At 37.9% G+C, this 21,057-nt stretch carries 20 protein-coding genes and 1 riboswitch; of the genes, 5 read left to right on the top strand and 15 right to left on the bottom strand.

From position 1 onward, the window contains the following. Window positions 1-17: 17 nt before the first annotated feature. The 3 genes from AC2TFD_RS28530 to AC2TFD_RS28540 are packed head-to-tail and all read right to left on the bottom strand — an operon-like array spanning window position 18 to window position 2,545. Complete coding sequence (locus AC2TFD_RS28530) at window positions 18-956, bottom strand: fumarylacetoacetate hydrolase family protein (RefSeq protein ID WP_484674509.1); 939 nt, start codon at window positions 954-956, stop codon at window positions 18-20. A 27-nt stretch (window positions 957-983) separates the two neighbouring features. Further along, window positions 984-1,757, bottom strand: a complete 774-nt coding sequence (locus AC2TFD_RS28535) for an SDR family NAD(P)-dependent oxidoreductase (RefSeq protein WP_484674510.1) — start codon at window positions 1,755-1,757, stop codon at window positions 984-986. Between the two features lie 14 nt (window positions 1,758-1,771). Continuing rightward, on the bottom strand, window positions 1,772-2,545 hold the full coding sequence (locus tag AC2TFD_RS28540; RefSeq protein WP_484674511.1) for an IclR family transcriptional regulator: 774 nt from the start codon (window positions 2,543-2,545) through the stop codon (window positions 1,772-1,774). Between the two features lie 439 nt (window positions 2,546-2,984). On the opposite strand from AC2TFD_RS28540, the gene AC2TFD_RS28545 reads away from it, so the two are divergent. The 3 genes from AC2TFD_RS28545 (at window position 2,985) to AC2TFD_RS28555 (ending at window position 3,995) form a co-directional block, all read left to right on the top strand. After that, window positions 2,985-3,149, top strand: coding sequence for a hypothetical protein (locus AC2TFD_RS28545; RefSeq protein ID WP_484674512.1), 165 nt, complete (start codon window positions 2,985-2,987; stop codon window positions 3,147-3,149). A gap of 309 nt (window positions 3,150-3,458) precedes the next feature. Further along, complete coding sequence (locus AC2TFD_RS28550; protein ID WP_484674513.1) at window positions 3,459-3,740, top strand: DUF2922 domain-containing protein; 282 nt, start codon at window positions 3,459-3,461, stop codon at window positions 3,738-3,740. 11 nt (window positions 3,741-3,751) lie between these two features. Then, window positions 3,752-3,835, top strand: a riboswitch (cyclic di-GMP riboswitch). Window positions 3,836-3,857: 22 nt separating this feature from the next. Further along, window positions 3,858-3,995: a hypothetical protein gene (locus AC2TFD_RS28555; RefSeq protein WP_484674514.1), complete on the top strand. Its 138-nt coding sequence runs from the start codon at window positions 3,858-3,860 to the stop codon at window positions 3,993-3,995. Window positions 3,996-4,356: 361 nt separating this feature from the next. Here the strand turns inward: AC2TFD_RS28555 and AC2TFD_RS28560 are convergent, their stop codons facing one another. The 11 genes from AC2TFD_RS28560 to AC2TFD_RS28610 all read right to left on the bottom strand — a co-directional run bounded on the left by AC2TFD_RS28560 (window position 4,357) and on the right by AC2TFD_RS28610 (window position 16,955). Continuing rightward, window positions 4,357-4,809: an OsmC family protein gene (locus AC2TFD_RS28560; RefSeq protein WP_484674515.1), complete on the bottom strand. Its 453-nt coding sequence runs from the start codon at window positions 4,807-4,809 to the stop codon at window positions 4,357-4,359. A 632-nt stretch (window positions 4,810-5,441) separates the two neighbouring features. Next, window positions 5,442-6,407 (bottom strand): aldose epimerase family protein, encoded by a 966-nt coding sequence (locus AC2TFD_RS28565; RefSeq protein ID WP_484674516.1) that lies wholly within the window; start codon window positions 6,405-6,407, stop codon window positions 5,442-5,444. 63 nt (window positions 6,408-6,470) lie between these two features. Beyond that, window positions 6,471-7,472 (bottom strand): Gfo/Idh/MocA family protein, encoded by a 1,002-nt coding sequence (locus AC2TFD_RS28570; RefSeq protein ID WP_484674517.1) that lies wholly within the window; start codon window positions 7,470-7,472, stop codon window positions 6,471-6,473. Window positions 7,473-7,502: 30 nt separating this feature from the next. Next, window positions 7,503-8,339: a carbohydrate ABC transporter permease gene (locus tag AC2TFD_RS28575; protein ID WP_484674518.1), complete on the bottom strand. Its 837-nt coding sequence runs from the start codon at window positions 8,337-8,339 to the stop codon at window positions 7,503-7,505. Next, entirely contained in the window at window positions 8,339-9,223 is an 885-nt protein-coding gene (locus AC2TFD_RS28580) for a carbohydrate ABC transporter permease (RefSeq protein ID WP_484674519.1), read from the bottom strand. The genes AC2TFD_RS28575 and AC2TFD_RS28580 overlap by 1 nt, the downstream gene beginning before the upstream one ends. A gap of 267 nt (window positions 9,224-9,490) precedes the next feature. After that, window positions 9,491-10,849: an ABC transporter substrate-binding protein gene (locus AC2TFD_RS28585; RefSeq protein WP_484674520.1), complete on the bottom strand. Its 1,359-nt coding sequence runs from the start codon at window positions 10,847-10,849 to the stop codon at window positions 9,491-9,493. 43 nt (window positions 10,850-10,892) lie between these two features. Next, window positions 10,893-11,714, bottom strand: coding sequence for a carbohydrate ABC transporter permease (locus AC2TFD_RS28590; RefSeq protein WP_484674521.1), 822 nt, complete (start codon window positions 11,712-11,714; stop codon window positions 10,893-10,895). After that, a complete protein-coding gene (locus tag AC2TFD_RS28595) occupies window positions 11,711-12,595 on the bottom strand; it encodes a carbohydrate ABC transporter permease (RefSeq protein ID WP_484674522.1) in 885 nt (294 codons plus the stop codon). Before AC2TFD_RS28595 ends, AC2TFD_RS28590 begins: the two co-directional genes overlap by 4 nt. Before the next feature lie 57 nt (window positions 12,596-12,652). Then, a complete protein-coding gene (locus AC2TFD_RS28600) occupies window positions 12,653-14,032 on the bottom strand; it encodes an ABC transporter substrate-binding protein (RefSeq protein ID WP_484674523.1) in 1,380 nt (459 codons plus the stop codon). Between the two features lie 164 nt (window positions 14,033-14,196). Then, window positions 14,197-15,243 carry a response regulator transcription factor gene (locus AC2TFD_RS28605; protein ID WP_484674524.1) on the bottom strand — a complete coding sequence of 349 codons (1,047 nt, stop codon included), beginning with the start codon at window positions 15,241-15,243 and terminating at the stop codon, window positions 14,197-14,199. Continuing rightward, the gene (locus AC2TFD_RS28610) at window positions 15,240-16,955 is read right to left on the bottom strand and encodes a sensor histidine kinase (protein WP_484674525.1); all 1,716 of its coding nucleotides are present in this window, start codon (window positions 16,953-16,955) and stop codon (window positions 15,240-15,242) included. The genes AC2TFD_RS28605 and AC2TFD_RS28610 overlap by 4 nt, the downstream gene beginning before the upstream one ends. An 838-nt stretch (window positions 16,956-17,793) precedes the next feature. On the opposite strand from AC2TFD_RS28610, the gene AC2TFD_RS28615 reads away from it, so the two are divergent. Further along, on the top strand, window positions 17,794-18,660 hold the full coding sequence (locus tag AC2TFD_RS28615) for a sugar phosphate isomerase/epimerase family protein (protein ID WP_484674526.1): 867 nt from the start codon (window positions 17,794-17,796) through the stop codon (window positions 18,658-18,660). A 709-nt stretch (window positions 18,661-19,369) separates the two neighbouring features. Here AC2TFD_RS28615 and AC2TFD_RS28620 read toward each other — a convergent pair. Then, complete coding sequence (locus AC2TFD_RS28620; RefSeq protein ID WP_484674527.1) at window positions 19,370-20,251, bottom strand: MaoC/PaaZ C-terminal domain-containing protein; 882 nt, start codon at window positions 20,249-20,251, stop codon at window positions 19,370-19,372. A 307-nt stretch (window positions 20,252-20,558) separates the two neighbouring features. On the opposite strand from AC2TFD_RS28620, the gene AC2TFD_RS28625 reads away from it, so the two are divergent. After that, the gene (locus AC2TFD_RS28625) at window positions 20,559-21,056 is read left to right on the top strand and encodes a hypothetical protein (protein ID WP_484674528.1); all 498 of its coding nucleotides are present in this window, start codon (window positions 20,559-20,561) and stop codon (window positions 21,054-21,056) included. The last annotated feature ends 1 nt before the right edge of the window (window position 21,057 follow it).

Here is a 21,057-nt window from a genome sequence, read left to right on the forward strand (position 1 = left end):
AAGTTTCTTTAAAAAAATTAAGTGTTCTGACTGACTGCGGAAATTTTTGCTCTACTGTTTTTTGCAGCTGTTAACTGATTCGTTAAGACTCCAAGCTTTTCAATTTGAATCGTTACTTCGTCCCCATCGGTCAGCCAATCCTGCTCGTTCTCTGGTAGACCAAAGATGACTCCTTCAGGTGTTCCTGTTAAAATCAGATCGCCCGGCTCCAACGTAATATAGTGAGAGATATAGCTGATAATTTCATCGCAGGAAAAAATCATGTCGGAAGTATTGGAGGACTGTCTAACTTTTCCGTTTACAATCGTTTCAATCTTGAGATTGTTCGGGTTGCCTATTTCATCTGCCGTCACAAGATAGGGTCCGACTGGACAAAAGCCATCAAGGGCTTTTCCTAGCAGCCATTGATTCGTGCGGAATTGAAGGTCCCTCGCAGATAAATCATTGACATTGCAATATCCTGCTACATAATCCAAGGCCTCTTCTTTTGAAATGGCTTTCGCCTCTTTCCCAATCACAATCCCGAGCTCTGCTTCAAAATCGATTTGCTTGGAATCCGCTGGCAGTTCCACATCCTCCCTATGAGCTGCAAGAGAATTGCTATATTTATTAAAAAGTACTGGTGTTTTTGGCGCCTCCATATTGGATTCCTTCGCATGCTTTTGATAATTTAAGCCCACACAAATGATCTTTGCACTTTTCGGTACACATGGACCATATTCAATTTCATTCTCTTGAATATGCAGGCTGCTGTTGTTTCGGATTCCATTTACAAAAGATTCGAAAAACTCCTTCGAGACTTCGTCTGCCTGGAGCCACGCTTCGAATGAAAGTGGCAAGGTAGAAGGCTCATCCGTTGCTTCTATTGCCCTTTCAATGTCCAAGATTCCCGCCTCTGTTTTTACACCAAATTTGAATTTGTCCTCGGACTTCCCTTTAAAGTTTACAAGTTTCATCATTTAAGCCCCTTTCATTTTACGTTTTTAAGCCATTTTTCCAAATGTCACGCCGCCATCAATATAAAGCGGGGAACCCATCATAAAATTGGATTCATCCGAGGCTAGGAAAAGAGCTGCTTTTGCCACATCCTCAGGACGTCCTAGGTCACCACTAAGCTGTCGATTCCGAATGCTGTTTAGTCCTTCTTCATAATCTTCATAGGAGTTTCTTAAGTATTGATCTACAAATGGAGTGAGGATGGTCCCCGGTAAAAGTGCGTTAACTCTGATGTTGTATGGGGCATAATCAACTTGCATTGATTTTGTTAAGGAAAGGATGGCTCCTTTTGTTGCTGAGTATGATGCGCGACGAGCAAGACCAATTTCTGCGATGCAGGAAGACATATTAATAATGCTGCCTCCCTTTTGCGCCATCATGTATGGAAGTACATACTTACAAGGCAAGAAGACGCCTTTAATATTGACGTTTACCACCTTGTCCCACAAGTCTTCACTCGTTTCGTGTACAGACCCAACCCCGGAAATGCCTGCGTTATTGAAGAGAACATCAATCCTGCCTTTGTCTTTTATTGCCTGGCTCATCATTTGTTCTACTTCTTGCGCATTCGTGACATCTGCCTGGATAAATGTTCCTTCCCCTCCCTTTTCGAGAATCTCATTTAAGGTCTGATTACCAGCCTCAAAGTTTAAATCATTAACGATGACATAGGCACCCTCGCTAGCAAATAACAGCGAGGTTGATTTGCCAATTCCAGAGCCGGCACCGGTAATTAAAACCACCTTGTTTTTTAGTCTCATTTGGATCCCTTCTTTCAACTATTTATTGGAGCTGTAAAACCAGCCATCGAGGAAATTCTTTTAGCCAAGTCCAAGATTTCAGCCTGAGCCATGTCCTTTTTTTCCTCCCACTTTGAAGTGAGAATCGTGGCGCTGACTGCGGCAATAATCATATTTTCATGATTGATAATCGGAGCTGCAATACAGTTAAAGTCCTCTACCGCTTCCTGGTACTCTGCTATAAAGCCATTTTCTTTAATGCTTAAAATCTGCTTCCAAAGTTCTTCGATATCGCTAACCGTATATTTCGTTTTTGGCTTCAAGGAATTCTTAGGAAACAAAGCAGTTAGTTCATCGTAAGTAAACTGCGAAAGCTGCACCTTCCCCATTGCCGTGGCATGTGCTGGAAACCTCATTCCTGGATCGGTGGCTACCCTTATTGGTGACGTGCTTTCCTTTTTACTTAAATACACAATTTCTGAACCATCCAGGATGGATAGTTGAAGCGTTTCATTGAGCTTTTCAATAGTGGAAAGTGCTGCCAAGTTAAAGGTGTTAATAATATCAAATTGCTTAAAGTAATAGGGAGTAAGTGTCCCTAATTTTATCCCGAGGGAATAAGTGCCGTCTTTCTCCTTCTTCACCCAATTTAATACCTCTAACGTATTCAGCAGATTAAACAGGGAGCTTTTATTAATGCTTAATTCATGCGAAAGATCAATTAATCGAAACTTCGCGGGATGATGAGCAATAATATCAATAATTTTGTCAGCTCGTTCAATTGCGGGAGCCCAGTACTTCTTTTCCATGTCATCATAACCCCTCGATTTAATATAGTGAACTAAGTTTAGTATATTAAGTAAAAATATAATCGGTTCACTCTAGTAAACCGGGTTTTTTATAGTGGTTAAAAAAATTCGGTCCAATATGTTGAACCAAGTTTTTTATAATGCACCATAAATATATCATAGAGTTTTTCGCTGAGCAATATGTTTATTTAAAATTTTCTGAATTAATTATATTATTTAAATTATACATTTTTAAGCTATGGAACTAACTTTTTCATCCAAAATCCTCACCGCGATTTTTTCTATCTGACAATTTGGTTCTCCTATCTGCAATTTAGTTTCCTCCAATGGTGCTTGTGTTATAAATTCGGGAAGTAACTAGTGGATTACGCCCATGATAGTAGACACGAATAATTCCGGAAATCTATGACCATAATTGGCATAAAAAAGAGCGATTATCGTGTCTACTAATAGAAAAAACAAATCATATTCTTTCGAACTAAAACTAGATGCTATTAATAGAGTTCAAGCCGGAGAAAGTGTAAAAATTGTAGCCAAGCAATTGGAGCTTGGGGAAGCCATAGGGACGGTTCTTATGGTTCAAACATGGGAAGATATCTCCTAAATCTTAAAATAATTCACAGCATACATATTTGTATTTTAATTTCATTTATACACATTGTGTCTTTACTAAGTAGGTGTCCATCTCTCTTTTAATCAGAACTGTGCCCTTGAGTGATACCTGGATTCAATTTTGCCACCAGTTTGATTTCGGAGCCCACTCTTATTAAACATCAAAAATAGAAGAGGAATTTTTCATGTTGTGACAAATTAACGGAAAAAGAAACGAAATGGATCATGGCTACATTTATTAATCATTATTGAAGAAGGAATTAGTTGAAAAGGAGAAAGTGTCTGTGTCTGTAGTGAAGCAATGGAAAAGCTGGCCCTAATATCGGTAGAAAATCCGAAGGCAGCGATGGAAGAAATAATTGCTTCTGATGTGTTCACATCAACAAACGGAATTTTTGGTTCTGTTAAAGGTGCACGATTGGGTGATCCGCCTCATCGGAAGCTCCAGGATACTCTCGTCCTAAACAATCATCTTTATCTAAGAATTCATCCATCGAATATACCGCATGAGCTAAACCTGTATGAACCAAAAGCACGAATTTTGTCGAAATATAGTGATTTCCCACTACTGTTATGTTTATAATATAAAGTATTTATATTTAAGGGCAAACTCACTGAAAGGTGAGGACGCAAAGCTATAGGGGCTTCCGTCTTGGGACCAGCCAGCCAGCTACCATCAAATGAAAAAGGGGAATTTTTGATGTCAAAAAGTATTTGGACTACACCTGAAGAGGCAATGAGAAAGAAGAAAATTAAGAAGAACCTAATGTATGTCGCAATTATGATTGGCACAATCGTTCTTAGTACAGTAGTGACATTACTCGCCAACTCAATATAGAAAAGTCTATACCTATGTAGATACGTTTCGTTTTCCTATTTCTTTCTACCAATACACTACTAAATACATAACTAGCATTATCCCAACTGGGATACAATCGCTACACTTTTATTGAATCGGCATTTAGGATAATGCAATGAATTAACAGATAAACCTACATTGAAAAAGGGAGGTTTCTAACTTACTAGAAATCTCTCTTTAAAACTTACCACCATCGAACCACGGGGACGGTTCTAATGGTTCAACTATTATGTCTCTAGGTATCTCCTAAAGCCATCAGAACCGTCCCAATGGTCTCGAAACACCAAAAAAGGATACCTTTACTTTAAAGGTACCCATAAGATTACGGAAAGCTAGTTTACTATTTTTTATACCAATTGGATTCTATTTCAACACCCGCGTCTTTTAATAAGTTATAAACTGGGCATCTTTTTTCTACTTCTTCTTTTAATTCCTCAACCCGAGAATCATTTTCTTGAGTTTCAAGGATAACGTCAAAACTCACACTTTGAAAATGTGGTGAAACCCCTTCAACTCCCATTAGTCCCTGTAAATCAAGTGTTCCATTATTTTTAAAATCTACCCCTTGAAAAGAAAACTTCTTTTCTTTAGAAATTAAAGCAATCATAACGGAAGTACAGCTAGTCAATGCAGCTAATACATACTCAACAGGATTGGGCCCTTCGTCTGTTCCACCTAGACTTTTCGGTTCATCAACGATTAATGTTGAGAAATCCCTAATTGAAATGGAAGTTTTTAAGCCGCTTTCCCACTTACCACTTGTTTCTACCTTTAACAATTGAGCTTTAGACATATTAGCACCCCAAATTCATAGTATTTTCATAGGTTTAATTATATATTAAATATTCCAAATTGTAAAACTATTTTCAGTTTAATAAGGTTCTCTTTGGTCCACAAATTGGTTAGTTTACTAGTCTTAAGGAGTTCAATACACATATTGAATTTGGTTACCAGTAAAGAAGGAAGATATCTTAAAGGCGTGTTCAACGCAAGTTGTGAGATCATATATAGTCTCCGCCATTTTCACATGGTCCTCATCTCGACAAAACTCTTTACCACCAAGGGGGATAAACTCAGGTTTTACAGCATTTAAAGCTAATTTAATCAAACGATTGGTTAACATAGAATCCATTAATTAAACGTTTGATTAAATCGTGCATAAGCCCTCTTATCAAACGAACTTTTACCTGTTTTCAAGGAAAAGAATTGTCGTATAAAGGTTTTGACTCTCAAGAATTATCTTTAAAAATTGACAGTAAAAACTAGCAAAGTACAATTTTATGCAAATATTAATCAGTTGGATTACCAACTAATCGTTTAATTAGTTTGAGGAAAATCCAATAACTTCATGGGTTTTCTTAAATAGTAAGTGCAAAAGTTGTCATTAAAAAGCCAGCAGAACCGTCCCCTATGCTCATGGTCACCCTAACCCATGCTCTTAACAGTAATTTTACTCTCAATCGTTTTCTTTCCCTTAGGTTCAACCACCTGATTGCCTGTTATTTTATCTGGAAGATCTAAGTTCGGTGTATTCGTTACCCATGTATACGGCTCTACACAGAAGAATCCTTGTTTCCCGTTTTTGTTATGAACTACCCACTGTTTAAAATACTCATCACATTGGTAAGCAATTTCGATCCCAGTGCTGTCATTTCTAAGAATGGCTTCATTTTTCCCGTTTTGAACAACAGAAGATAAATATACATCATCATAAATTTGTCCTTTTAACGGGATATCTACCAATCGATTCTCAAGATCTTCTAACTCACCAGTTGGTAAAAATCGTTCATCCAATTTCCACCTTTTATCAACAGTAAGTGAAAAGGAGCATTGATCATGAAATGGCAAGGCAAAGGTAGTATGATATCCCAGCCCCCACGGAAAGGATTCTTGACTAAGATTCTCTACTGTTGCTTGTTTACGAAAGGTATTTCCTTCTATTGTAAAAGTCATCTTCAGCCTAAAACGATGTGGAAACTGCCTTTGGATAGTTTCATGGTCTATTGATTCAATTTCGGTCTCAATGACAGCACCACTTTCATTTGCTTCAAATCTCTTTACCTTCCACATCTCCGAATGGACAAAGCCATGAATAAACGAATGAGTACTTGGATCATTTATATCAAATTGATAGGTTATCCCTCCGAATCTAAATCTACCGTCAGCGATTCGATTAGGTGGAAATAGAATAGGAGTTCCGTAAAGCATGGGGGATTCATTAAATTGTTCAATCGTATCAGGAACTCTTAATAATTGAATATTACATTCTTTCGCTACTAACGAAATGACATTACTCCCTAATCCAGGAATCACAACCATCTCTAAATATTCATTTCCTGCACGAATTGCCTGCTGACCAAGAAAAATGTATTCCTCAACATATCTGCTCATATTTTGTCTCCTCCAATATGAAAAATGTCCCCTGATTATCGCAAGGGACATCCTATTTATAATTTATACCGGTTGAACACTACCCGTTTCAATTGACTTATGGATGGCGTGAACAAGTCGAGTGTTTAAAAGCCCGTCTTCTTCGGTTGCAACTGGCGTAGTGTCTAAACGGATATTATCAACAAATGAATTTAACATATAGCTTGGTGCAGATGTTAATAAGCCATTAATTGGTGTTCCCAGAGTATGCACGTGCTTATAGTCTGTTACTGCTTTTCTCACCATTTGGTCGGATAAGTCAACATAAAGCGCTCCATCTTCCCCAATAATTTCATACTTAAAGTCGTAAATTAATGGCATTGAGTCCGGCAGAATCCAGCTCGTTGTAAACGTCGCATGCGTCTGGTCTTCAAACGTTACGATGGTTTGGATTGAGTCATAGGTATCGATTCCTAACGAAACCAGCTTCTTTTTCGTTCCAACAGCAAATACCTGAACTGGTTTCTTTTCATTTAACCAGCAGGCAATATCAGTTGCATGTGGAAATAGGAACCAGCCTGGGCTGGAATTTTTAGACCATTTTAACATTTGAGTGGGTACAAATATCGTATCATTTAGTCGTGCATTCATCGTTACAATATTTCCGATTTCTCCATTTTTTATCGCTTCTTTAACCGATACAAAAGGAGAGTTCCAACGGTTTTCAAAAGCAATTAGACATTTAATACCGGCATCTTTAACAGCCTGGTACATCTCTTCTGTTTCTTCAATACTAGTAGAAAACGGTTTTTCAACCATAATATGAATCCCTTTTTTTGCCGCAAGCATAACTGGCTTATAATGAAGAAAATCAGGTGTCGAAATGATTAGAGCATCCAATACTTCATTTTCAATCATTTCTTCTACATCTGTATAACCAGTTGCCTTGTATTTATCTTTTGCTTTCGCCAAACTTTCTTCATTTATTTCACTAACTGCAACTAGCTCTGCATATGGACTTTGCATAATAGTGTCGGCATAAAGAGATCCTCGAATTCCCATGCCTACGATTCCAAATTTAATCATTTATCATTCACTCCTAATTTTTAAAATTATTTATTTCACAGAACCTGCTGTCATTCCACTAATCAAGTACTTCTGGAATATCCAAAACACAATGACGATTGGGATTGTAGTAAATACAGAACCCGCCATCAGATAATCCCAATTCACAACATATTGCCCCTGGAAGCTGGCGATTCCTACGGATAAAGTCCACTTTTCATAATCATTTAAGAATGTATAGGCAAATAGGAATTCACTCCAGCTTGTAATATAGGCGAAAATCCCAGTAACCACTAACCCCGGCAAAGTAAGGGGAAGAATGATACGGCTAAATACTGTCCAACGATTGGCTCCATCTACCATAGCTGCTTCATCTAATGAAGGAGAAATAGTGTCAAAATACCCCTTCATCATCCATGTACAGAATGGCAATGCAAAAGTTGTATTTGCTAATATCAAGCCAAAATGCGAATTAAGTAGATTCATATCCTTCATAATGATATAAAGAGGAATAATTAATAGAGAACCAGGTAACATCTGAGTAATAAGGATAATATAGCCGATTCCCATATTTCCTTTGAAACGGAAACGTGATAAGCCATATCCACCTAAAGCAGAAATGATTAACGAAAATAGTGTCGTCAGTAACGAAACCTTTGTACTATTAAAAAACCAGTTCATGAAATTTAGATTTGGATCGGCCTCAGGATTTAACATGGTTTTGTAGCCGTTGAAATTCAGCACTTCCGGTATAATTGTGGGTGGACTGCTATAAATTTCATTTGGCAATTTTAAGGATGTAATAATCATCCAAAGAAACGGAAACAGCGTAAACAGTAAGACAAGGAGGACAAAGAAATACAGAATGAATGTTTTTGATAGTTTCATTAGTTTTCCGCCCCCTTCGTCGCTTTAAAGTACAGAATGGTAAAGACAGTTGAAACAACCATGACGAGCATACCTGCTGCAGCTGCTTCTCCAAATTGGAAGTTCTTAAAGGCTGTATTGTAAATAAAGATGGTAAAGATTTCAGTCGCTCTACTTGGCCCTCCGCCTGTCAGTACATACACGATGGCAAAGTCTTTGATGGTCCATATAACAAGCAATAAGAAAACAATGACTGAAACAGGTTTTAACATAGGAAGAGTAACGTATATAAATTGACGCCAGGTGGACGCTCCATCTACTTTGGCAGCTTCATAGAGTTCTTTTGGAATACTTTGCAAACCAGCCAAAAGCATGATTGCTACAAACGGGAAACCTTTCCAAACATTGACCAGCATCGCTGCCCCGAGGGCCGTATCTGAATCCCCTAAAAATGCTACTGGACTCGTTAATAAATGCATTTTCATTAAAAATTCATTAATAATCCCATATTGATGATCAAACATTAAGATAAAGACTAAGCAAGCAACAACTTCTGGAACAGCCCAAGGGATAATGACGAGAGCACGAACCAAACTTTTCCCTTTAAAATCCTGGTTGAGTAACACAGCTACCCCTAATCCAATACCAAACCGCGCTATAACGGTTACTACTATATAAGCAATTGTAATTAAGATGGAGCTAGTAAAATAATCATAACGAATGACTTCATAGTAATTCTGAAACCCTACAAAAGGATTACCCCCAACGGGCTTTGTTAGGTACCAATACTGAAAACTCATAATAGCTGCTTTTAATATAGGATATAAAAGGAAAACGGAAACAGCTATTAACAAAGGTGAAACAAAAAGATATGCTGTTGCATGATTTCTAATGTGTGCTTTCATCTAGCCACCTCCATGGAGAATTCTACACGGTTGCATTTTAGTAGGAGTATGATCTAGTCCTAAACCTTCCGGCAATAGGGCTCTTACTAATCAACTCCGTTTAGTCGGGTATTTAACTCCCTCTATCTCCAAAAAATCTTAATAAGCTTCTAACTTGGCCTACTTCTTTTCTATCGTTACTATTAAGCTGTTCTAGTAAACGATCGCTACAAATATATAATGGAAGGCCCTATAGGGACGAAACCCTCCTAGGGCATCTAGTCACAACTATTTTTCCATAACTTTTTCCATCTTCTTAGCTGCCTCATTCAAAGTACTCTTAGCGTCTTCCTTTCCAACAAACATATCCTGTGCAGCATTTAGCATAATTTGTGATAATTCCCCTTGCTGTGGGATTGGCGGATCCATTACCGCTTGCGCATAGTTGTTTTCCAAAAACTCGGCAAATTTAACAGCTACTTGATTTTCCGATTTATATTTATCGGTCGCCACAAACTCTTTATTACTTGGAATCATCCCAGAGGAAACAATAAGTTCTTGTGCTTCTGGACTTGCCATCCATTCAAGGAAATCCCATGCTTCTTCCACATGTTTACTTTTCTTTGAAATCATCGCAACCAATGGATACATGGTTGGATTTGGCTTATATTCCTGACCTTCGTATTCAACAACCGGCTGCGGGATAATTCCTAAGTCATCCATTAAGGAAGGATCTCTTTCCTGCGTCATTCCTATAAACCAAGGGCCATCCATGTTCATAGCACCTTGTTTGTTCCAGAACATTTCCCTTCCGACCTTTTTATCTCTTGTTCCTGGAGCCGTAATTTTTGAATCAGCTAAGAAATCTTGCCACCATTTCGCTGCCCAAATGTTTTCCTTAGAGTTGACATTGATTTTTCCAGCCTCATAAGGACCACTCTCGCCATTCGGGAAGTATATTCCATTTGAAACCGGTCTTGCGACTAAACGATACCATTCAGATGAAACAAAAGGATGTGAACCTACGACACTAGCAAAGCCATACTGGTCTTTCCCGCCTAATTTTGCGGCAGCTTCTTTTAAATCATCGATGGTCTTGATATCATCCGGATTAATTCCAGCTTTCTCAAACATTGATTTCCAATAAAAAATACCAGTTGTTCCCCAAGCGTAACTTGAAACCGCATAGTAAGAACCATCTACCTTGCTTAGATCTTGTCCAACCAACTTATCCTCGAGCCCTGACTCTTTAATATAATCGTCTAAATTAACAAACGCTCCTCCATCAGCTAAGGAGTTATAGGTTGAAATGTTTTCTGGGTAAACCTGCACGATATCCCCCTGCGTTCCTGAAACGACCTCCGTCGTCAGTTTGTTCCAGAAGTTTTCATAGTCAGCACCATGGATTTTAATTTCAATATTCGGATTTTTCTCCGTATACTTCTGAATCAGCGCATCCAAAGCCTTTTTATGTGGTGCTTCAGGGTATACAGACGTTTCAAAAGTAAGCGTGACCTTATCCCCTTCCTTTCCTCCACTTTCCTTACTAGAGGTTTGGTCCGAACTTGCACAACCAGCCATGACCATACTGGCACTCAATACTAATCCCATCAAGCCCGCACTACGTTTTTTCCATCGACCTTTCATTACTTAACCCCCATTTTTAAAATAAAATTTGTAAATCCATTTGTCATTTCACTCCGCCAAAGGTCAATCCGCGAATCATATACTTCTGAACAATCATGGCGAAGATCAGAACAGGCAATACGGTAACAACACCAATCGCAGACATCTCTCCCCAAACAACTCCGCTGACCGATAAAAATAACGTAACGGTGGTTGGAAGGGTGCTGGCATTCGCACTGGTTAGAAATAACGCAAAGACAAATTCATTCCAAGAATTGATGATACAGAAGATAGCAGTCGCAATAAGTCCTGGAATGGCTAATGGCAGAATAATCTTCGTAAATACTTGAAATCGTGAAGCGCCATCTACAAAAGCTGCCTCTTCCAGCGCGACTGGTATCTCTTCAAAAAATCCACGCATCATCCAAATGGTAAAAGGAATATTAAACAGCATATAAGAAATGATTAAAACCAAATGGGTATCGAGCATCCCAAGCAGGCTTGCCATGATAAAGAAAGGAATGACGGAAGCCATTGGGGGCAGCATTCTCATACTTAACACCCAAAAAGCCAAATTCTCCTTCTTTTTAAAATTAAATCTAGCAAAACCATAAGCTGCTAAACTCCCAATAAAGATAGAGATAACAGTAGTAAAAATGATGATAATAAAACTGTTTTTAAAATAATTGATAACATCCCGTTCCTGAAAAATGGCCTTGTAGTTTTCAAAGGTTGGGATAAAAATCCATGTACTCGGATCATAGGTCAAGGTTTTCGTTTTTACACTCAGAAGCAGCATCCATAGTAAAGGGAATACAGAAACCAAACAAATAATCGTCAGGAGAGCTGCTCTAGGAAAACCTAGTTTGGAATGGTTTGCATTCATTCTTTATTTTCCACTCCCTTTCTATACACCTTAATGAGCAGCATACTAATGACCGTGGTCAACATTAATAAGATAATCGCCACTGCTGCTGATCTTCCTACCCACCCTGTTTGAGCAAAACCTAATCGAAACACATGAAGACTAAGAAATTCCGTTGCGTTTCCTGGCCCGCCTTGCGTAAGGGAAAACGGGATATCAAATGTTTTTAAGGCATCAATCGCACGGAATATCACTGCTAAAATGATGACAGGCCATAATAATGGCAACGAAATATGATAAAAGGCTTGAATCTTACTCGCTCCATCGATCGCCGCTGCCTCAAATGGGTCGGTAGGAAGGGAACGGATTCCTGCATAAATAATTAATGCCATAAAGGGTGTATTCTGCCAGATATCAACAAGGATCGTTGATAGAAAAGCATTCTCTGTTGAAAGCCAGATTACTTTTTCGCCAAAAAATTGAAGGAAATAGTTGATGACTCCATATTCCGCATTCAGCATTAGCTTCCAAATTTGCCCGGTGATACTAGGCGTCATGGCGATTGGAACAATCAGACAAGAGAATACTAGAAACTTCAACTTAAAATCTCTGTCGAGTAACGTGGCAATCCAAAATCCAAGAAGCAGTTCAACGAGCGTGACAATCACCATAAAAAACAAGCTTATCCACAAAGAAAACCAAAACTCCGTATCGCCGCCAGTAAAGAGACGGGTAAAGTTTTCTATCCCAACAAAATTAAAATCGGTATATCCCAATTCATAATCTGTCAGACTTAAAATCCATAAGAACAGGGATGGAACAATTGATAGACCTCCCAAGATGATAATTGCCGGCCATATATAAACGGTATGTGGATTTTTCTTGAAATAAGTGCGAATCAAATTTCCACCTCCTTCTGTAGCTGAAAGGATTACAAGCGTTTAACACCTTTTCGTCCTTTATTTTCCTACAATATCTTCCATTTCCTTTTGTGCTTGTTCTGCTGCTTCTTCCGCAGTCAACGATCCTTCTAAAGCAGAGCTAATAAAATATCCAATCCTATCTAGTGCTTGCCCTAATCTTTCATTTTGAGGAATCCATGATATTCCTTTTTCAACTAGGACATTCGCATCCTCTAAGGCTTGAAGTTGAACAGGGAAAGAACTGTTTTCAGCTGTCAATTCCTCATCTTCATAAACAGATGTTCGAACAGGAATACCGCCATTGCTTACATATTCTTTTGCTTTTTCCTTGCTGTTCATATAGATAATAAAGGCCCACGCGGCATCTTTATTTTTTGATAGTGAGGATAGCGACATATTCCACCCCGCAAGCGCGCTCGCTCTTCCGCCAGGTCCTTCAGGGGTTGGAGCAAATCCAACTTTGTCATAGACTTCAGAACTATTCGGATCTAAAATACGGTTCGCCAATGCTGTCGCATCCAGCCACATCGCGGCTCTGCCAGAAGTAAAGGCTGAGAGTGCTTCCTCATGTGTATAGGTTCCAACATCTTTCGGAGCATTCTTTAGAAGATCTACATAAAACTCAATTGCTTCAACGGTCTTTGGATCAGAAATCGTCACCTTTTCTGATTTAGGATCAATGAAACCGCCACCAAAATTGTACATAATGGTCATTAACCCTGAAGCGGCATGAATCCCACGTTGGGCACGCATGGAAACACCATATAAATCCTTTTCTTTTCCATTAAAGAATTGGGCTAATTCAAGAAACTCCTCCATGGTTTCTGGCGGCTGCTTATCATATTTCTCAAATAAATCTTTTCGGTAAGCAATGAATCGGGTTTCACCCGCCGTTGGGATTCCATAGGTTTTTCCATCATATTGGCTAATTCCATTCCGGTAGGCAGGAACAATATCTTCATAATCGAACCATTCCGGGGTAATTGCCTTATCCTGAAGATACGGATCCAATGGCTCAACAATTTTCTTTGCTCCATACTCGTTCATCCAGAAGCCATCTACCATCAGCACATCATATCTGCCACTTTTCCCCGTGTAATCAAGCAGTTGTTTATTCTTTAAGTATGTTTCCTCCATGACTTCCCATTTCACTTTGATTCCTGTTAACTCTTCAAAATCCTTCGTCATTTTTTCAAATGAATCAGTTGAAGGGTGACTTGCAAAAGCCAAATTAATCTCCGTACCGCCATACTTCTCTTTAATGGTTTCACCCCAAGATTGCATGGTTTTTGTTTCACCTTCTGATATACCTGAATCCTTTTTTTCTGAAGAAGAATTCTCCGTATTTCCGGCACATGCTGCTAATAGAAAAACCATCATAAAAGCGAATACAACAAACGAGCACCTTCTTGCCATTAGCCTCATTCCTTTCCTTTTCATCTAGATGATTTACAATTAACTCTATTACTTCATAGTTTTATAGTAATGAATGAAACCGCTTTAGAAAATGTACTAAAACGCTTTTCCTTGTCTTTAAAAAAACGAAATAAAAAAACCTTCGAAGGAAGGTCTTGGAAAAATTACGTCACTTTTTCTCTGTATTCTAATGGTGAAATCCCAATATTCTTCTTGAAAATCTTTGAAAAGTAAGGATAGTCACCGAACCCGCACTCTTCCGCAATCAAGTTAATCTTCGTCTTATAATCTGCCTTTAATCTTTCCTTGGCCTGTTCTAATCGATATTCAATAATGTACTGTGTAAGAGGCTGTTTCATCACTTTCCTATAAATGGTGCTTAGATAGGCTGTGGTAACACCGCAATGGTCTGCGATTTTTTTAATAGAAAGATTCGGATCATGAAAGTTTTCACTGATATAGTGAAGAACCTCTTCTACAATTCTCTTATTCTTAGGAGACTTTTGCTCGGATATAAACTCCATGTGCTCGAGTAAGCTTTTAAACCAAAGATCAAATAATTGATTACTCGTTGTTGCTTTCTGGTTGATAGATGATAAGAAGCTGGAAGGATAATAATTTAAGGTTTGATAAAATTCAGATTGATAGAAAAGCTGCATTTGCCCCATCAGACGTTTAATTTCATGTAAAGAAAATCCAGATTCCTCGCAATACTCCTGCCATTCTTTAAACGTATGTTCCAATTCGATTTTGTTTTCAGCAATGGCACTTTTGGCTAAATTTTGTGCGGTTTCTTTTATTTTTCTAACGTCATTCATATCAATCTTGCTTATCCACCTTGCAGGGTCTTTCAAAAGAATTCTTGAAATAACCTCCTCTAATTTTTGTTGAGAAATGGGTTTTAATAAATAGTCAGTTACAGAATTCCGCAATGCCCTTTGTACATATTCAAACTCTGCAAAACCAGTCAAAATCACAATTTCAATATCAGAATAGGTTTCTCTTACACGGTCAATAAAATCCAATCCATTTAAGACAGGCATATGGATATCCGTTACCAATAAATCTGGTTTATTCATCTTCATTTTTTGAAGAGCTTCTTCCCCATTTTTTGCTTCCTCAATGATAAGATCATTGAACGCGATCATCCCCAATAGTTTTATAAGTCCTTTCCGAATGACAACCTCATCATCAATAACTAGGATTCTCACTCTTTTCCCCCCTCCAATGGTAATCGTATAGAAACTAGCACTCCTCCGTACATGGACTCACAAATGCTTAAACCAAAAGGCACTCCATATCGTAACCGGATTCGTTGATGGACATTCAGTAAACCTAATCCACCGCTCCCGCCACGATTATTTTGTGAAAGAGATTGATCATCCCTATCAAAGAGCTGATTCATTTGCTGAATCTTTTCCTCATTCATACCGATTCCGTTATCCTCAATGTTGATGATATAATGGTCACGAAACATCTCCCCAGAGATCTGAAGGAAGAAGTCTCGTTCCTCGGAAAAGGCATGCTTGTAGGCGTTTTCAACAATCGGCTGAAGGGTTAGTTTTACAATCGGCAGATCAAGGAAAGACTCCAAGTTATCCATTATAATTTCAATATCCGGATAACGTTCATGTTGAATTTCCAGGTACGTCTTTACATATTCAAGCTCCATTTGTACCTTTACTTCAATCCTATGATTTTCAACTGGGTAGCGAAAAAAGTCCGCTAATGCACTGGTCATCCTACTGATGCCTGGTACTTCATTGATAATCGCCTGGCAGTTTATGACCTCCAGGGTATTATAGAGAAAATGTGGATTAATCTGATTCTGTAACGCAAGAATCTTCGCTTCCTTTTGCTTCACTTCCATTTGGACCTTTTCCATTTTGGCCACATAGACTTTGTCGATCAAAGCGGATAGGTTGGCAATCATTTTATTGAAGTTCCTACCTAGCACCCCGATTTCATCCTTATATTTACCATCAAAACGGACATCCATGTCTCCTGTCTCAACCTTCTCCATCAGTAGAACTAGTTTTTTTATAGGAAGAACGAGAGTCATAGAAAGCAAGAAGGAAATACCAAGCGTAATCAGGATCAGGAAAACTAGAAAGTGTCGATCAAAGAGCAGATTTTTGGATACCTGTGCTTCAATCGATTGCTCGCCGATAAAGGTCTTCACTTGAAAATGGCTATAATCCAAGACAAAGTCCATTTTTATAAATCTATCTTCATTCCCCTCAGTAGCTGAAGCGATAGACGTATAAATCACATTTCCATCATCGTCAGTGAGTGTAATCGTAACATCCGAAGAAGCCAGCAGCCGATAGTAGTCACTAAACAACTTTCCATTTAATCGAACCACAAAAATGATATCATGGCCTTGTACATCAAACTGTGTAAGCGTTAGATAAATGGTGTTTAATGAACGATCCTGATAGAAAAGGTGATCAGTTGAAGGATTTAACCATAATGACGATTTTTTTTGGACAAAATTTTTATACCAAGTTTGTGTTTGATAGTCGATTCCGTTAACTAGATCTAAACTTTGATCATAGATTAATACCTCCTTGCCATTGACGTTGTGGTCTTTAACCAAAATGAAAGCAGATTCTACTTGGTCGGAATACTGTAAACGAAAAGACTCTAACGTGCTTTGTACTTCTGAACGATTTTGGCTATCAAAATAATCAGCTCCATTATGGGAGTAATAAAAGAAATAATTAATATCATTTACAATCCTTTTAATTTGATTATCAAGATTCAAATTAGCTTGATTAATCGATCGTTTCACACTATCCATTTCATTGTTAATCAAGACACTTCGATAATATTCTTGATAATAGTAGGCAAGTCCAAAAATCCCTGTAAAAGAAACAAGACAAATGGATAAAAAGATTTTCGTAAAAAACCTCCGATTCATAAATAAATCTATGACTTTCCTTGCTAAGTGATAAATTAGAAAGCCCCCCTTGCCATGAAGTATTCTTCTATTAGTATAATAATTCCGATTATACACCATCTCATAAATATACTGAATATTAAAAACGTAGAATACATGGAAAGGTACTTCTGCCTTATTTTGAAAGGTTTACGGATGACATGAATTGTCCCTTTCAGGTCGACAAAATTTTCTCCACTCCCATCTATCAAATCCTACTAGTAACAACGATTATCATGAATTCAATCAAGCGTTTGATTAGTCAAAAAATAAACTAACCAATCGTTTATGTAAAAATGGCTTAAATCCTGTTAAATAAGTCTTTCTCTCTAAATAGAAGCGAAAAAAATGTCGGTTATTTAATATAAGTATTTATGGTTTTTGAACCCAAAATAGTTGAGCTCTGCTGGTGCCTTGAGCCAGATTTTTTTGTAATATGTAAAAAAAAGAAAACACCCACTTTGGCTGCCTTTTCAAAATTTATATAGTATTAATAATGAGAGTGAAATGTCGCTGAATGCCGCAGGGACGGTTCTCATGGTCCGATTATGGGTAGGTATCCCACAAATCTAAATTGGTTCAACAATTACTTCAGCCACATTGTGTGATCGCTGACACCACCAATAAAAAAACCGACAGAACCGTCCCCACGGTCTTCTCGTAACATTTAACCGCTTTCATTACTAAATTGACAGCATTTATTTATGCTGATAGTCTACTAGTATATAAACTTAATTAGTTAAATAAACAAATTAATCACAAACCACCACCGTCTCCTGCCCTGACTGTAACATTAAAATTATTTTGAGGTGAAAAGAGGATGAAAAAAGGCCAAATTGGTGTGCAAATGATGATGTTGAAAGATCAAGTAGCTGAATTTGGGATTTATAATGTTTTAAAAAGACTCTATGAAATTGGCTACAATGCCGTTGAGGTTTCACAAATAGCTATGACTGAAGAGAATATACAAGAGATGAGAAGGGCCATGAGTGATTTTAATATGAAAATTGCTGCCATGTCCTGTGGTGTTGCAGATATTTCTGAGGAGCAAAAATATCCTGGAGACACCTTAGAACACGACTTTGATAAAATTGTTAAAGATTGTAAATCCGTTGATTGTACCATTTTGCGTATTGGGATGTTGCCAGTTAACTATATGGGATCAAAAGAAAAAGCATTAGAGTTTGCATCCATTTGTGAAGAATATGCAAAACGACTAAGAAAAGAAGGAATTGATCTTTACTACCACGCTCATAATATGGAATTTGCCCGTTATGACGGACATTTTATGCTTGACTTAATGCGTGATAATACAGAATATCTAGGATTTGAGTTGGATGTTCACTGGATTTGGAGAGCAGGGTTGAATCCAATAGACATTATTCCTCGTTATGCCAACCGAATCCGAGCCATTCACTTAAAGGATTATCGTGTTGGAGAAATAAATATGGACAATTATCCTGGGGAAGGCATGCAAAAACTGTACTACATGCTACATCTGATTACTCAATTTGCTGAAGTTGGCGAAGGAACCTTACCAATAAAAGAAATTATCGAGACTGGTTTAGCTAGTGGTAGTGAGTATTTCTTCGTAGAGCAAGATGAATTATATGGGAAAGATCCATATGATTGTTTAATTACGAGTCGAAATAACTTAATTGCAATGGGATATGAAGACTGTTTTTAAATCCCAATATTACTTGCAAGTTTAATATTAAGGTTTTTTCACTTTGGCAAAACCCCTAATTTAAATCAAGAAACGGAAAAGCCCAATTTCTCTATTTTATTTTGCAGAGAAGTTGGGCTTTTTTATATTGGAATTACCATAACGTTGTAAGTAGAATTTTCAAGTTCCCCTGATTTGAGTTCGTTATAACAATTCGCACACAAATCTTTTTTACCCTTTTTTACTAGATCCCCTTCTCGACAATATCCTTCCCACAAAGTAGGGCTAAACTTAGGTATGGCAGCATTTAAACGATTCTAATCAATCGATTGGTTAAAACCAATTTAACTAATTAATCGTTTGGTTAAATAGCTCATAGGCCATATTATTAAATGGACTTTTCCCTAATTTCAATTAAATAAATTGTCGTTTAAAAGTTGTGGTTGTTAGGAATCGTCTTCAAAACTAGCAATAGAAACCAAGTTAATACATATTATTACAAATATCAACAAGTTGTTATACCAACTAATCGTTTGATTAAACGTTCAGTAAACCCTTTAATATTAGACTTTTACCTGTTTTCTAAGAAAATTTATTGTCGAGGAAAACTCTTGTTTTCTTCTGGTACACACCTAAACCGCACGAAGCGTCCCGGTGGTAAGCTAATGCCAACCTCGAAGAGGTATAGAATAAAAGCCATCAGAACCGTCCCCATGGTCACGACACATGGTCACCCATACTCAAATATCCCCTTGTCAAGTATGGCTTCACCAGTATCCGAGTTTACCAACTGAAAGTATACTCCGTTATCTGCTTTCCATCCGGCAAACTGGACTTTTGTGCCTGGGTAGCAAATATTTCTCATTTGTGCGGAGATTCGAGTCATTCTTTCTGGCTCATTTGGAATAATGGCTTCAATACCCATTCTGCATGCAAATCCCAGCGAACATAATCCCTGCATAAAAGGAGCCTTAAAGCCTGCTTCTTGTGCTAGTTCTGGATTTACATGTATATGATTGGTATCTCCTGTAAGACGATAAAGAACGTTCTGAATCTCGCTGATATGATCAGAAACAACATAATCTGGTTCAGTTTCAGGAATTACGACCATACTCTTAGGAGGTTTTTCTCCGCCAAAGCCTCCCTTAGCAAAAATGACAGTGCTGGAATTGTTCGTGCAAATCAGATTTCCAGCTTCATCGTAAACCGGCAATTGCGTTTTTACAATAATGCCCTTATCCTTCCCACGATCATAGATATTGGTTATCCTATCTTCAAAAACAAGAGAACCTTTAATTGGATCAATGGGTTTATGCATGATTAATTCATGCTCCATGTGAAGGAAGCCTGGCGATATGCCTAATTCCCTTTGTAATGCTTCGATGACAATAAGGGATGCTGGATATGGAGTTGGTCTTTGAGGTGTAGTATTAACTGCGTTCCAATAAGGAATTGCTCCGTATGTTGGAATTACCTTCATGTTTTTTTCATAATAGTAGTTTAGATCTTCTTTACGTGCACCTACTGCAAGTGCATAAAGGGCAATGTCTCTCCAATTGTATTCCAATTTCCGCAGGCCCGCACTGGCTCCAATATATTTTTCAACATCCATAATTTCCCTCCTCATATAATAGTAGTAAGAAATCTTTCTCTATAAATGTCCTCAATTCCTTCTTCAATAAAATTATTTAAATGACCGCTCTCCGAAAAGATTACGGTTCTCCTGGCTCTTTTTGAGGTCAGTGTGACCACCAGAACCTTCCCCATGGTACCCTTGGTGCCTTTTGTAATACACACACGAACAAAAGATGACTAATAATAAATGTGCCATTTAACTACTAAACTTGTCCCTATCAAAATTACGATTTTTTCATTTAATATATTATATTGGAGAATTCTTTTAAAAGGTTGTGTTTAATATGGCCACATTATGTACGGGACCATTTCTGGTTCCCAATCATACATGCAACGGAAATCCTGTAAATTTCTTTTTTATATGCTTTACAAATTCGAGTAATCGAAGGTTAACGGCAACAGTAAAGATGGAGCATGTTTTCACTCATCCGAATCAGCCTCAGTCACCTTGTATTCCGTTACATCCACCAGCTTCAATCAGAGTGGAACCAAATTCAGCAGTTATGCTCTCTCATTCAGTTTTCCCTCCCATGCCAATTAGCAACAGTAATACGTTGTCAAACGCCCCACACATATTGATTGTTACTGTTAGTGGAAACGTAGATAAATCAAGAGATTTGATTCAAGTGTGTGTCACAGGTGGTTTTTCATCTGATGGTGGCAATTCACTGTCTGAGGCAGAACCGACGATGTTCTTCCGACATGATGACTTCATAGTAGTTCATCATGGTGACCTCCCTCTTCCTCCTCACCATCCTTTAAAACCCGATAGTTCTGCATAGT

It is taken from the genome of Neobacillus sp. plas4 (genome assembly GCF_057221695.1).